11 protein-coding genes and 4 tRNA genes are annotated in these 12,335 nt (G+C 70.5%); 7 read left to right on the top strand and 8 right to left on the bottom strand.

The features are described from left to right. Nucleotides 1-5: 5 nt before the first annotated feature. The 4 genes from dxr to OXI49_15835 are packed head-to-tail and all read right to left on the bottom strand — an operon-like array spanning nt 6 to nt 4,214. Nucleotides 6-1,202, bottom strand: a complete 1,197-nt coding sequence (gene dxr, locus OXI49_15850; protein MDE2691976.1) for a 1-deoxy-D-xylulose-5-phosphate reductoisomerase — start codon at nt 1,200-1,202, stop codon at nt 6-8. Then, nucleotides 1,199-2,047: a phosphatidate cytidylyltransferase gene (locus OXI49_15845; GenBank protein MDE2691975.1), complete on the bottom strand. Its 849-nt coding sequence runs from the start codon at nt 2,045-2,047 to the stop codon at nt 1,199-1,201. The genes dxr and OXI49_15845 overlap by 4 nt, the downstream gene beginning before the upstream one ends. After that, nucleotides 2,044-2,802 carry a tRNA pseudouridine(38-40) synthase TruA gene (gene truA, locus OXI49_15840; protein ID MDE2691974.1) on the bottom strand — a complete coding sequence of 253 codons (759 nt, stop codon included), beginning with the start codon at nt 2,800-2,802 and terminating at the stop codon, nt 2,044-2,046. Before truA ends, OXI49_15845 begins: the two co-directional genes overlap by 4 nt. Then, on the bottom strand, nt 2,799-4,214 hold the full coding sequence (locus OXI49_15835; protein MDE2691973.1) for a glycosyltransferase 87 family protein: 1,416 nt from the start codon (nt 4,212-4,214) through the stop codon (nt 2,799-2,801). The genes truA and OXI49_15835 overlap by 4 nt, the downstream gene beginning before the upstream one ends. Nucleotides 4,215-4,227: 13 nt before the next feature. Between OXI49_15835 and OXI49_15830 the strand changes: the two genes are divergently transcribed. The 5 genes from OXI49_15830 to OXI49_15810 all read left to right on the top strand — a co-directional run bounded on the left by OXI49_15830 (nt 4,228) and on the right by OXI49_15810 (nt 10,488). Further along, entirely contained in the window at nt 4,228-5,715 is a 1,488-nt protein-coding gene (locus tag OXI49_15830; GenBank protein ID MDE2691972.1) for a glycosyltransferase, read from the top strand. A gap of 12 nt (nt 5,716-5,727) precedes the next feature. Beyond that, nucleotides 5,728-6,291, top strand: coding sequence for a GNAT family N-acetyltransferase (locus OXI49_15825; GenBank protein ID MDE2691971.1), 564 nt, complete (start codon nt 5,728-5,730; stop codon nt 6,289-6,291). 84 nt (nt 6,292-6,375) lie between these two features. Beyond that, nucleotides 6,376-6,876: a hypothetical protein gene (locus OXI49_15820; GenBank protein MDE2691970.1), complete on the top strand. Its 501-nt coding sequence runs from the start codon at nt 6,376-6,378 to the stop codon at nt 6,874-6,876. Next, nucleotides 6,873-8,159: an NTP transferase domain-containing protein gene (locus OXI49_15815; protein MDE2691969.1), complete on the top strand. Its 1,287-nt coding sequence runs from the start codon at nt 6,873-6,875 to the stop codon at nt 8,157-8,159. Before OXI49_15820 ends, OXI49_15815 begins: the two co-directional genes overlap by 4 nt. A 4-nt stretch (nt 8,160-8,163) precedes the next feature. Next, nucleotides 8,164-10,488 carry a UvrD-helicase domain-containing protein gene (locus OXI49_15810; GenBank protein ID MDE2691968.1) on the top strand — a complete coding sequence of 775 codons (2,325 nt, stop codon included), beginning with the start codon at nt 8,164-8,166 and terminating at the stop codon, nt 10,486-10,488. An 11-nt stretch (nt 10,489-10,499) separates the two neighbouring features. Here the strand turns inward: OXI49_15810 and OXI49_15805 are convergent. The 4 genes from OXI49_15805 to OXI49_15790 form a co-directional block, all read right to left on the bottom strand. Then, nucleotides 10,500-10,576: transfer RNA gene (locus OXI49_15805), tRNA-Arg, on the bottom strand. A gap of 27 nt (nt 10,577-10,603) precedes the next feature. Continuing rightward, a tRNA-His gene (locus OXI49_15800) sits at nt 10,604-10,679 on the bottom strand. Nucleotides 10,680-10,710: 31 nt separating this feature from the next. Next, nucleotides 10,711-10,787: transfer RNA gene (locus tag OXI49_15795), tRNA-Arg, on the bottom strand. 49 nt (nt 10,788-10,836) lie between these two features. After that, nucleotides 10,837-10,910, bottom strand: a tRNA-Pro gene (locus OXI49_15790). Nucleotides 10,911-10,977: 67 nt separating this feature from the next. On the opposite strand from OXI49_15790, the gene OXI49_15785 reads away from it, so the two are divergent. Beyond that, nucleotides 10,978-12,063, top strand: a complete 1,086-nt coding sequence (locus tag OXI49_15785; GenBank protein ID MDE2691967.1) for a glycosyltransferase family 9 protein — start codon at nt 10,978-10,980, stop codon at nt 12,061-12,063. A gap of 12 nt (nt 12,064-12,075) precedes the next feature. Then, nucleotides 12,076-12,330 carry a hypothetical protein gene (locus OXI49_15780; GenBank protein MDE2691966.1) on the top strand — a complete coding sequence of 85 codons (255 nt, stop codon included), beginning with the start codon at nt 12,076-12,078 and terminating at the stop codon, nt 12,328-12,330. Nucleotides 12,331-12,335 lie beyond the last annotated feature (5 nt).

Genomic DNA, 12,335 nt, shown 5'->3' with positions numbered 1-12,335 from the left:
GGATGCTAACCGCCAACCTGCGCGAGGACTTCCCGGGCACGGCGGCGACCCCAGGAGTCCCATTCCAGGGCCTCGTCGATCGTCGCCGGCTCCCCGCCGCCGGCCTCGCGGCCGTGACGGTCGAGCACTTCCGCCACCGCCGGCACGATGGCGGAAAAGGACGCGGTGCCGCCCAGGAATGCCGCGACCGCCGTTTCGTTTGCCGCGTTGAGCGCGGCGGGCGCGCCGTTTCCCCGGATGAGCGCTTCGCGGGCCAGGGACGGCGCCGGGAACACCTCCGGGTTCACTCTTCTGAACCTGAGTTCGGAAGTTGCCTCGAGCAGCTCGCTCAGCCCGTTCGCGGCGCCGTCGTCGGGGAGCGACCACCGTTCGGGATGGGACAGGGCGTAGCGAATGGGGTACTCCATGTCGTTGGCAGAGATCTGGGCGATCGAGTTGCCGTCCCGGAACTCGACGATCGAGTGAACGAGGGACTGGGGGTGGATCAGGATGTCGATCCGGGATCCCGGCACGTCGAACAGGTAGCTGGCCTCGATCAGTTCCAGACCCTTGTTCATCAGCGTCGCGGAGTCGACGCTGATCTTGGCCCCCATGTTCCAGGTCGGATGGGCCGTTGCCTCGGCCGGCGTCACCGTGTCGAGGGTGGCCGGGTCGCGGTCCAGGAACGGGCCGCCGGAGGCGGTCAGCACGAGGCGCCTCACCTCCCGGCGCCGCCCGGCGCGCAGCGCCTGGTGGATCGCGGCGTGTTCACTGTCGACCGGCAGGATCTTCGCGCCCGACGTGGCCGCCAGCCGGCGCAGGAGTGGGCCTGCGGCGACCATCGCCTCCTTGTTCGCAAGCGCCAGGTCGGCGCCGGCGGCAAGGGCCGCCGCGGCGGGCCTGAGTCCGGCCGCGCCGACGATCGCCGTCAGGACCAGGTCGACGTGGCTGTCCCCGACCGCGTCGACCAGGGCTGCTTCGCCCCAACCGACGTCTGGGCCCGGAGGCAGGTCGGCACGCAGGCGCCGCGCCGCTTCTTCCGTCTCGACGACGATCCGGCGAGGCCGGAACTCGAGCGCAAGCTCCGCGAGCCGCGCGGGCTTCGTGCCCCTCGCCGCCAGCACGCACACGTCGAGCTTCTCGGGGTGCCGGCGGGCCACGGCAAGGGCCGCCTCGCCGACCGAGCCGGTGGCGCCGAGGACCGCCAGGCGGCGCACACTCACGGCTGAAGCGACGGCGTCGCCCCGGCCTGAGCCGCGATGTAGAGGACGGGCGTAGCCAGCAGCACGCTGTCGAGGCGGTCGAGAAGGCCGCCGTGGCCGGGAAGCAGGGCGCCCGTGTCCTTGACCTCCACGGCTCGTTTGAGCATGGAGGCGACCAGGTCCCCGGCCTGCGCCGCGGCGCCGCACAGCAGCGCGACGACGGGAATGTCGATGCTCAACGAGTCGAACCCCCGCCAGAGCAGGAACACCGCCACGCCGGTCACGGCGCTGGCGATCAGGCCGCTCACGGCGCCCGCGATCGTCTTCTTCGGGCTGAGCACCGGCGCCAGCGGACGGCGGCCGAAGCGGCGGCCTCCGTAGTAGGCGCCGATGTCGCCCAGGGAGGCGACCGCGAGGACCCAGAACAGGAGGACCGGAGAGGAGGCGTGCAGGTTGATCGCGGCGACCAGGAACAGTCCGAGCCACAGAACTCCGAACGCGAACAGTGACGAGGTCAGCAGCCGGTTGCGGACATCGGCGTGGCTGTCGAAACCGACGCCGATCGCCAGGGCAAGGACGACGGCCGCCGCGGCGAACCAGGCGTCGGCGACGGTCAGGACGGTGCCGAGGGGGACGTCGACCAGGCCGTTCGCGGTCGCGCTGACGACGGCCAGGACGCAGACGGCAAGCCAGAGCGCCCAGGTGATGGTTCGCGAGACCACGATACGGCGTGCCAGGGCGCCGTACTCGGAAGCCGCCACGACGGCCACCGCGGTGGCTGCCGCTGCGAAGTAGACGGGTTTGAGGTAAAGGACGATGGCTGCCGCCAGCGCCGCGGTCACGACACCAGTGACGACGCGTTTCATTGCGAGTGATCGTATTCCACGCGCTCCAGGCAAAGGCCCCGGGCGGGTGCGTTCGGGCCCGCCTCGGCGCGCGGACGACCGGCAAGAAGCGCCGCCAGATCGGCCGGCGTCCGGCGGCCGAGGCCGACTTCCAGCGTCGTGCCCACGAGGGCGCGCACCATGCCGCGCAGGAAGCCGTCGCCGGCGACGCGGAACCGGAGCTCGTCTCCCTGTTCGGTCCATCGGGCTTCGTGAATCGTTCGCACCGTGCTGCGGTGGCTGCCGCCGGCCTTGGCGAAGGCCGCGAAGTCGTGCCGCCCGCGGATCAGGGAGGCGGCCTTCTTCATCGCCTCGAGATCGAGTCTGCGCGGTGCCGGGACGACGAAGGGCGCCCGGAACGGGTCGATCACCGGCGTCGTGCAGAGCCGGTAGCCGTAGAGCTTGAACGACGCGCTCTTGCGGGCGTGGAACGAGTCGTCGACGGCGTCGGCGGCAAGCACCCGGATCGCCCCCGGGAGATGGTGGTTCACGCCGTGGACGAGCGCCCGGCGGGTTTCGCGGGGCGGCAGGTTCCCGGCCGGGAGGTCGAGATGCGCCGTCTGGCCGGAGGCGTGGACGCCGGCATCGGTGCGGCCGGCGCCATGGACGTCGACGCTCCGGCCTGCTACCGCCGCTACCGCTTCCTCCACGACCTGCTGGATCGCCAGGGCGTTGTCCTGGCGTTGCCAGCCGGCGTAGTCCGACCCGTCGTAGGCGATCAGCAGGCGGTACTTCATCGTGACGGGGGCTCGGGTCGCGCGTTTCCGCGCCGTCGGCGTTCGAGCAGCAGCAGAGTCATGGGCGGCAGCCAGACGGCGCCGTAGACCCAGGGAAAGTACGGCAGTCCGGCAAGAGCCGGAAGATAGGCCAGAGGCAGCGTCGCGGCAAGCACGAGGACGGCGCGGGCGCCCGTCAGCGCCGCCCAGGGGAGGATCCAGATCAGGTACCAGGGGTAGAACGTGGGGCTCATCAGGAGAACGACGCCGAAGACTCCGAACGCAGCCTGGACGGGTTCCGGGCGCCGCCGCCAGAGGCGAAGCCAGAGAACGGCGGCGGCGACCAGGAGAACGAGGCGGGCGAGGAACTGGGGATAGGCGTAGGAGTAGAGCGTGCTCCATGGAGTCTCCTCGACGTCGCCGCCGAAGATCACCCGGACCAGGTGGACGACCCCGGAAGCGGCCAGGTCGAGCCGCAGCACTCCGATCAGGCGCCACAGCGGCTCGTAGAAGGGACCGTTGTACTCCCAGCGCAGCGCGTACTCCACGAGGCCCGGCGGAACGCCGCGGGTCCAGAGCAGCACGGCGACCGTCGCCGGAAGCAGCAGCCCGGCAGTGCCAGCCGCGAACATCCGTTGTCCCCGGCGCCGCACACTCCGCCACCAGAGAGGCAGCGCGACCAGAGGCACCAGCTTGGCCAGCACCGCAAACGCGGCGGCGCCGGCGGCCGCGGCGTTCCTTCCCACCGAGAGCAGCCAGACGCAGGCGATGACCAGGGAGGCGCCGAGTACATCGACGTGCCCCATGCCGGCGCCCTCGACAACCAGAAGCGGATTCCAGACGTACGCGAGAGCCACCAGGCCGTTACCGCGACGCCGCGCCAGCGCCAGCAACAACACGCAGCCGGCCAGGTCCACTCCGGCCAGAGCCAGCTTGTAGGCGAGCAGCGGCTCGGGAAGGACTGTGGCGCCGGCGAAAACTCCCAGTGCTAGCGGGGGATAGACCGTGGCGATCTCGCGATGCCCGGCCTTCGACCAGAGGTCGTCACGCAACCCGGCGAGGCTCTCGTCGTCCGGCGTCAGGAGATACGGGTTCGATCCCGAGGCGGCGACCCGTCCGTCCCACAGGTAGCGGTAGACGTCGTCGGAGAGGCTCGGCGTGAGCGGCAGCGCGAGCAGGCGGAGCACGACGGCCACTGCGAGGATGCCCGCGACCGGAACTTCACGCGGCGAGCCCTTCGCCGCGCCCAGGCGCCGCAGCCCCCACCACAGCGCGGCGAACGCCAGCACCAGGATGAGCAGGAAGGAGACGCCTGCGCCCGGCGCGCCCGGCGTCGGTCCAAACCCGGCGAGGTCGAGCGCCAGGAGCGCGGCAAAGCAGGCAACCAGAGGCCAGGCCGCCGCCAGCAATCCGAACCCTGGTCGCCTTGCCATATCGTCAACGTCCGTGCTCTTGCCCGTCTACTACGCCGTTCTCGGTACGCTCGCTCTCTACGGACTGCATCGGCTGGTCTTGCTCCTGGTGCTTCGCGTGTCGCGATCGTCGGTTGGCGGCGAGGATGGCGGCGCGGACTCCGCTGGCGTCCAACATAGTACGCAGCGGGATGTCGAGTGGCCCCTGGTCACCGTCCAACTGCCGATCTACAACGAGCGCTACGTCGCCGCCCGGCTGATCGCCGCCGTTCTCGACTTCGACTACCCCGCGGATCGGCTCGAAGTCCAGATCCTCGACGACTCGACCGACGACACCGCCGAGCGGGTCGAGGCCGAACTCGCCCGGGCGTCCGGGCGGAACCGGCCGCTACCGATCATTCGGCACCTGCGGCGGGAGGATCGGCGGGGTTTCAAGGCCGGCGCGCTGGCTGCCGGTCTGGAGCAGGCGCGGGGGGAGCTGATCGCGATCTTCGATGCCGACTTCGTGCCGGAACCCGACTTTCTGCGGCGGACGGTGCCGGCTTTCCGCGATCGCGGCCTGGGCATGGTCCAGGCGTGCTGGGGCCACATGAACCGCAGGGATTCGCTTCTGACCCGCGCTCAGGCCGTACTGCTGGACGGCCATTTTCTGGTCGAGCAGGCGGCTCGCTACCGGGCGGGTTGCTTCTTCAACTTCAACGGCACCGCGGGCGTCTGGCGGCGGCGGGCGATCGAGGAGGCGGGGGGCTGGCAGGTCGACACCCTGACCGAGGATCTCGACCTCTCCTACCGGGCGCAGCTCGCCGGATGGCGCTTCATGCTGATGACGGACGTCGCGGTGCCGGCGGAGTTGCCGGCCCGGGTCAACGACTTCAAGAGCCAGCAGCACCGCTGGGCCCGGGGATCGGCTCAGACGATGCGCAAGCTGCTCGGGCGGATCCTGCGCAGCGGGGTGAGGCCGCGGGTCAAGCTGGCGGCTGCCGCGCACCTCACGTCGGGCATCTGCTACCCGCTGCTCGTGGCTCTCGGCCTCCTCCTGTTGCCGGCGATCCTGAAGCGGCAGGAGTCGCCGCACCTGCTGCTGTGGATCGACGCGCCCCTGTTCCTGCTCGGGACGGTGGCGGTCGCCGGTTGCTATGCCGCCGGCCAGCGCCGGGCCGGGAGGCGCGGATCCCGGTTCTGGTTCGAGGTGCCGCTCGCGATGTCCATCGGCATCGGCCTGTCGCTCAACAACTCGGCCGCGACGATCAGCGGTCTGTTGCGCCGCGGCGGCGTCTTCGCCCGGACGCCGAAGATCCCGGCCGCCGCCCGGAACCCGCCTGCGCTCTACAGATCGGCTGCGGTATGGAGTCTCTGGGGCGAAGCGACTCTGGCGCTCTACTTCTGGGCCTGCGTTGCCGCCGCGGGACTCTACGGTCGCTGGTGGTCCCTGCCTTTCCTATACCTGTTCGCCCAGGGGTATAGCCTGATCGCCCTCGGCGGCGCGCTACCCCGGCTGGGGCGCCGCGCCGGGACCACCTAGCGCCCCCTGACGATGACCAGCCCCCTGAAACGTCACCCACCGCCCTCCCGGGCAGTCGATGTCGTCGTGCGGCCGGCGCGGCCTTCGGATGCGGCGTTCCTCCGTCGCTGGCGCGCCGAACCCGCCGTGCGCCGCTACCAGCCCCTCCACAACGTGTCCGTTGCCAGGCTGCGTGCGGACCTTGCCGCGCAGCGCCCCAGGGACCTCTACCGCGGTCGCGGCGAGCGCTACACCTGGATGATCGAAACCGACCGCGAACGCTCGGGCTGGGTCACCCTGGCGGTCGTGAACTGGGAGCATGGCCTGGGTGAACTTGGCTACGCGCTGGCGACCCGGCATCATGGCCGCGGAACGATGACCGCCGCGCTCGGCCAGTTGTTGCCCGAACTCCTCCTGCGAACGCCGCTGGAGCGCTTGGAGGCCCGCTGCGCGACCGACAACGACGCCTCCCGCAGGGTGCTGGAGAAGCTGGGATTCGTGCGCGAAGGCAGGCTCCGCTCCTACTTCGTGCTGCAGGGCCGGCGCACCGACCACTTCCTGTACGCGTTGCTCCGCGAGGACTACATTCCGCTGTAGCGTGCCACAGTTCTGCGCTAGGGTTGCGCGTTCCCAGTGGTCGGTAGGCCGAATGGTCGGCAGGCGTCGAGTCGGAGGTAGCGGATGGCGAGCAGTGAGGCTGGTTCGGAGGCGGCGGACGCCGCGTTGAAGAAGCTCGAAGCCGGGATCGAGCTGTTCCACGGGGATCGGGTCGCTGAAGCCCGGACCGAGTTCGAGGCGGTGATCGCCGCCGGGGCGGAGAGCCGGCTCGCGAGCCGCGCCAGGGACTACCTGGCGGCATGCGACCGGGCCGGGGCAGTGAGGGACGGGAAGGGCAACGACGCGTTCCTCGAGGCGGTCATGGCCCGGAACGACGGCGACCTGGAGGGCGCGCTGAAGATCTGCACGGCGGGGTCGCGCACCAGGGACGGTCGCTTCGTCTATCTCGCGTCCTGTATCCGCGCGCTGCTGGGCGAATCGGCGCCGGCGCTCGATTCGCTGGCGAAGGCGGTGGAGCTGGATCCGACGAACCGGGTGCGGGCGTTTCACGACACGGACTTCGCTTCCCTCAACGAAGACGAGCGCTTCCAGAGCCTCGTCCATGACCACAGCGACGGAGGATGACGTCCAGGACCGTCGCGGCCGTCGTTCTCGCCGCCGGTCGTGGCGAGCGTCTCCGTTCGGAACAGCCGAAGGTCCTTCACCGGGTGGGCGGCAGGCCGCTCGTGTCCTGGGTCGTTCAGGCCGCGCGCGACGTGGGCTGCGCTCCGATCATTGTCGTCACAGGTAGCGGGGCGGACGAGGTCCGTTCGGTGCTCGAGAGCGAGGACGGGGGCACGGACGACATCGTCTGGGTGGAGCAGCCGGAGCAACGGGGCACGGGGCACGCGCTGTCGATGGCTCGCGAATCCCTGCGCTCCGAGGGACTGGCGCTGGTCCTCTCGGGCGACGCGCCCCTGGTCCGCCCGGGGACCCTGCGAGCCCTGCTCGAAGCCGCCGGCGCCGGCTGGGGCAGCGTTGCGGTCGTCGACGACGACACGCTCGCGCTTCGCACGGTCGACGCCGGCCACTATGCACTCCCCGTTCCTGAGATCTTCGACCGGCTCGCGAAGGTCGACACCGGCAACGCCCGGAGCGAGTTCCATCTGACCGATGCCGTTTCGGCCGCCGCTCGCGAGCAACCGGTGGCGACGGTCCGGGTCGAAGACGCCTCGGAGGTGCTGGGAGTCAAGTCGCGGGCCGACCTCGCTGCCGTTCAGCGCGTCTTCTACCGGCGCAGCGTCGATGCCCTGCTTGCCGCGGGCGTCACGGTTCTCGACCCGGAGAGCGTCTGGATCGACGCCGGCGTGACGGTCGGCGCCGACTCGATACTGCACCCCAACGTCACCTTGCTGGGCGCCTCCAGCGTGGGGAGCGGATGCACCGTCCACGCCGGCGCCTGGATTCGCGACAGCGTTCTCGGCGACGGCGTCGAGGTGCTGCCCTACTCGGTGCTCGACGGCGCGCGCGTCGCGGCCGACTGCACGATCGGTCCCTTCGCCCGTCTGCGCCCGGAGGCCGTGCTCGAGGACGGCGCCAAGGTGGGCAACTTCGTGGAGGTCAAGAAGGCGACGCTGGGTCCCGGCGTCAAGGCGTCGCATCTCGCCTATCTTGGCGACGCTTCGGTGGGCGCCGGCGCCAACATCGGCGCCGGGGTCATCACCTGCAACTACGACGGCAAGAAGAAGAGCCGCACGGTGATCGGCGAGGGCGCGTTCGTCGGCAGCGACTGCATCCTGGTGGCGCCGGTCGAAGTCGGCGCCGGCGCGTACACCGGCGCCGGATCGGTGATCACGAAGGACGTGCCCGACGAGTCGCTCGCGGTGGGGCGCGCGCGGCAGAAGAACCTCAAGCGCCGGCCCCGGTGACGGCGTGGACTTCCGTTCCCGCCTGAACCCGGAGCAACTCGCGGCGGTCACCCACGACGGCGGCCCCTTGCTCGTCGTCGCGGGCGCCGGATCGGGCAAGACCCGGGTCATCACGTACCGGATCGCCTGGCTCATCGCCGAGCGGAACGTCGAGCCGTGGCGGATCGCGGCCGTTACCTTCACCAACAAGGCCGCGGACGAGATGCGGGGCCGGGCGCTCGACCTGGTCGGCGGCAATGCCAATGTCTTCGTCGGCACCTTCCACCGTTTCTGCGTCCGCCTGCTGCGGCGCTATGGCGACCGCGTGGGTCTCCGGCCGGACTTCGCGATCGTCGACGCGCCGGACCAGTTGCGACTGATCAAGGCGTCGCTCAAGGCGGAGAACCTGGACGAACAGGCGTTTCAGCCGCGCGCGGTCCAGGGGCGGATCAGCGGGGCGAAGAACCGCCTGCTCACGCCGCCCGGCTTCGAGAAAGAGGCCGAGGACTTCTTCGACCGTCACGTCGCCCTCGTGTTCCGCCGCTATCAGGCCGAGCTCCGACGTACTGGCGGCGTCGACTTCGATGACCTGATCGCGCTCGCCGTGCGCCTCCTGCGCGACGACGGGGAGGTCGGCGGGCGGGTCAGGGGACGATTCCGCCACCTGCTCGTCGACGAGTTCCAGGACACGAACACGGCCCAACTGGAACTGGTCAAGAACCTGGTGCTCGACCCGGACGGCTCCGTCTCGGGCCTGACCGCGGTCGGCGACGAGGACCAGAGCATCTACGGCTGGCGCGGAGCCGAACTCGACAACCTGCTCCGGTTCGAGAAGCACTTCCCGGGCGGCGGGGTCCGCAAGCTGGAGCGGAACTACCGCTCGACCCAGAACATCCTCGACGCCTCGGGCGCCGTCATCTCCCGCAACGAACAGCGCCGGGGCAAGACCCTGTGGACGGACAAGGGCGCCGGCGACCCTCTGGAGCTCTTTTACGCCGGCGACCACGAGGACGAGGCGCGCTGGGTCGTGGGACGGTTGGCGGAACTCCGCACGCAGGGGTTCGAGTTCGGGGACATGGCGGTGCTGGTGCGGACGAACGCGCAGACCCGGGCGATCGAGGACCAGTTGCTGCGCGGCGAGATCCCGTACTGCCTGGTGGCCGGCATCCGCTTCTACGAGCGCGCCGAGGTCAAGGACCTGATCGCTTACCTGCGGGTCATCGCCAACCCGCAGGACAACCTCTCCCTGCGCCGGATCCTGAACCAGCCGCGCCGGGGCATTGGCGGCAGGACCGAGCAGGTGCTGCTCGAGCGCGCCGCCGAAATGGGCAACTCCCTGTGGGACGCGATCCGCCTCGATCCCCTGCAGGAGCTGCCGGCCCGCAGCCTGCGCGCGGTCCGGAACTTCAAGGGCCTCGTCGAGGCGCTGCGCGGAGAGGCGGAGCGTCAGCCCCTGGCCGAACTCGTGCGGGGCACGATCGTCGCCGCCGGCTTCGAGGCGCTCTACGGCAAAGGCGACGAGGAGGCCCAGGAACGGCTGGAGAACCTGAACGAGCTCGTGTCGTCGGCCCACGACTTCGAGACCCTTCACGGCCTGAGCGGCGTTCCGGCGAGGATCGTCGCTGTTCCCGGCGATGGAGAGAGCCCGGACGCCGGCGAAGCGTCGCTCTTCGACGAAGCGACCGAGCCGGCCGTCAGTCCCCTGGTGAACTTCCTGGACTACGTCTCCCTGGTCAGCGACACGGACGGGCTGAACGCCGAACTGGGCGTCGCCCTGATGACGCTGCACAGCGCCAAGGGCCTCGAGTATCCGGCCGTTTTCGTCACCGGTCTCGAAGACGGCCTGCTCCCGCATTTCCACGCCGGCCTTGCGTCGCGGGACATCGAGGAGGAGAGGCGGCTGTTCTACGTCGGCATGACCCGGGCCGAGCAGCGCCTGTTCCTCAGCGGCTGCCGGCGCCGGATGGTCGCCGGACAGTTCCAGGACCAGCAGCCGTCGCCCTTCCTCGCCGACCTGCCGGAGGCACTCGTCGAAACCACACGCAGCACGGAACTCTGGGGCGGCCCGCGGACCGCCGGCGTGCGCAGCTACTTCGGCGCTGACCGCGCCGGCGGAGGTGCGTCCTTCCGGGCAGCGTCTCGCGCGGGTGCCCGGCGCGTCCGGAAGCCGCCGACCGAAGGCATCGCCGGCGTCCTGCGGCCCGGCGCCGTCGTGCGCCATGCGACCCTGGGCAAGGGCGTCGTTCTGCAGCTCGACGGAGACGGCGAGAACGCGAAGCTGACCGTCTTCTTCGACAAGGCCGGCAAGCGGAAGCTCGTCCGCCGCTACGCCCCGCTCGAGGTGCTCTAGCGGGGGTGCCGTGGTGCGCCCGAAGGGATTCGAACCCCTGACCTACGGCTCCGGAGGCCGTCGCTCTATCCAGCTGAGCTACGGGCGCGCGAACGGAACGGTTTCGGAATCGGGATGGGGTGGATGAGGGGACTTGAACCCCCAACCACTTGAACCACAATCAAGCGCTCTACCGGTTGAGCTACATCCACCAGACATCTTCGAACCGAACTCTCAACGATCTGGCCTGCCTGGAGGGACTCGAACCCCCGACCCGCGGCTTAGAAGGCCGCCGCTCTATCCAGCTGAGCTACAGGCAGGCGAAAGCGACAGCGACAGGTTAGCCGAGGTCCGGGTTAGCGAGCGATATCGGGGCGCCCAGATTTGAACTGAGGACCCCCTGCGCCCAAGGCAGGTGCGCTACCAGACTGCGCCACGCCCCGACAGGCAAGGCGGCGAATGATAGCAGCCTGCGGCGCGGGATGGCGCCGCCCCTTATGCTCTGGCCGGATGACCGCCACGGAGCAGAAACCGCACCGGCCGCTCCGCGTCCTGCTCGTTCGCCTTTCCGCGATCGGCGACTGCCTCCATGCGGCTCCGGTGGCGTCGGCGCTCCGCCGCGCTCATCCGGACGCGTTCATCGGCTGGGCCATCCAGGAACCGGCCGCGATCCTGCTGCGTGGCTACACCGGCGTCGACCGCTTCCACCTGTATCCGCGACGGACCCGTGGCGTCGGCGCCCATCTCGACGCGCTCAGGCGCTTTCGCCGCGAACTCAGGAGCTGCCGGTACGACGTCGCGGTCGACGTCCAGGGCCTCACGAAGAGCGGCCTGGTCGCCTGGTGGAGCGGCGCCGGGGAGCGGGTCGGCTTCCGCGGCGGGCCGGCGATGGGCAGCCGCGAAGTGAACGCCTTGTTCCTCAACCGGCGCTTCGTCGTCGGCCTGGGGGTGAGGCACGTCGTCGACCGCAATCTGGCCCTGCTGAGCGCTTCGGGGCTGGTCGTCGACGAGCACCCGGTCGCGGAGTGGCGGCTGCCCGACTACGCCGAGCCCGGGCCGCTCTCTTTCCTCGAGCGCCATGATCTGAGCGTTGGCCGCTACGCGGTGGTGTCGCCCGGAACGATCTGGCGCACGAAGCACTGGCCTCCGCGGCACTTCGCGGCGGCCGTCCGGCGCCTCGGGAGCGAGCGCGGCCTGCCGGTCGTCGTCGCCTGGGCGGGCGAAGAGGAGCGACGGGCGGCCGAGGAGATCGTCACGGTCGCCGGGGACGGCTGCCGTGTCCTGCCGGCGCCGCCGACCGACCTCCGCGAACTGGCGACGCTGCTGGGGCGGGCCGCCCTGTTCCTGGGCTGCGACTCCGGTCCCGCCCACCTGGCGGCTGCCCTGGGCGTTCCCTGCGTTTCGGCGTTCGGCCCGACCGATCCTGCCCGCAACGGTCCCTATGGGCCGCGGTCGGCTGCGGTACAGCTCGATCAGCCGCTGGACTGCCAGCCGTGCTGGCGCCGCACCTGCAGCCGCGGAGACTTCGCCTGCATGGAGCGGCTCGATGCCGACCGCGTCGTGGCAGCCTGTCTGACCAGGCTGGACACGGCATAAGCTCCCCGGGAGATGCGGGAAACCCCAGACCACGCCCCGACGCTGGTCCGGCCGCCGACGTTCGACCGGACCGCCGTCCGCCTGCTGGCGGCGGCGATCGTCGTGGGCGGACTCACGATCGGGATCGTCATGCTCTGGCGCGATTTCAGTTGGCTGATGGCGCTGTCGAGCGGCGCCGGCATTGCCGTCCTCATCTTCTTCAGCGGCCGGGCCATCCGCGTCCTGCGCTTCGAGTACCTGCGTCCGCCCTTCGAGCGGGAGGACTGAAGGTT

It is taken from the genome of Acidobacteriota bacterium (assembly GCA_028875725.1).
In the GTDB taxonomy this organism is placed as follows: Bacteria; Acidobacteriota; Thermoanaerobaculia; order Multivoradales; family Multivoraceae; genus Multivorans.
Note: the sequence above shows the minus strand (reverse complement) of the source record. Positions and strands in the feature narration are given on the sequence as shown.

Coding starts and splice junctions, on each gene's coding strand:
- OXI49_15845 (MDE2691975.1), bottom strand. CDS start 2,047: ATGAAACGCGTCGTCACTGGTGTCGTGACCGCGGCGCTGGCGGCAGCC.
- truA (MDE2691974.1), bottom strand. CDS start 2,802: ATGAAGTACCGCCTGCTGATCGCCTACGACGGGTCGGACTACGCCGGC.
- OXI49_15835 (MDE2691973.1), bottom strand. CDS start 4,214: ATGGCAAGGCGACCAGGGTTCGGATTGCTGGCGGCGGCCTGGCCTCTG.
- OXI49_15825 (MDE2691971.1), top strand. CDS start 5,728: ATGACCAGCCCCCTGAAACGTCACCCACCGCCCTCCCGGGCAGTCGAT.
- OXI49_15820 (MDE2691970.1), top strand. CDS start 6,376: ATGGCGAGCAGTGAGGCTGGTTCGGAGGCGGCGGACGCCGCGTTGAAG.
- OXI49_15815 (MDE2691969.1), top strand. CDS start 6,873: ATGACGTCCAGGACCGTCGCGGCCGTCGTTCTCGCCGCCGGTCGTGGC.
- OXI49_15785 (MDE2691967.1), top strand. CDS start 10,978: ATGACCGCCACGGAGCAGAAACCGCACCGGCCGCTCCGCGTCCTGCTC.
- OXI49_15780 (MDE2691966.1), top strand. CDS start 12,076: ATGCGGGAAACCCCAGACCACGCCCCGACGCTGGTCCGGCCGCCGACG.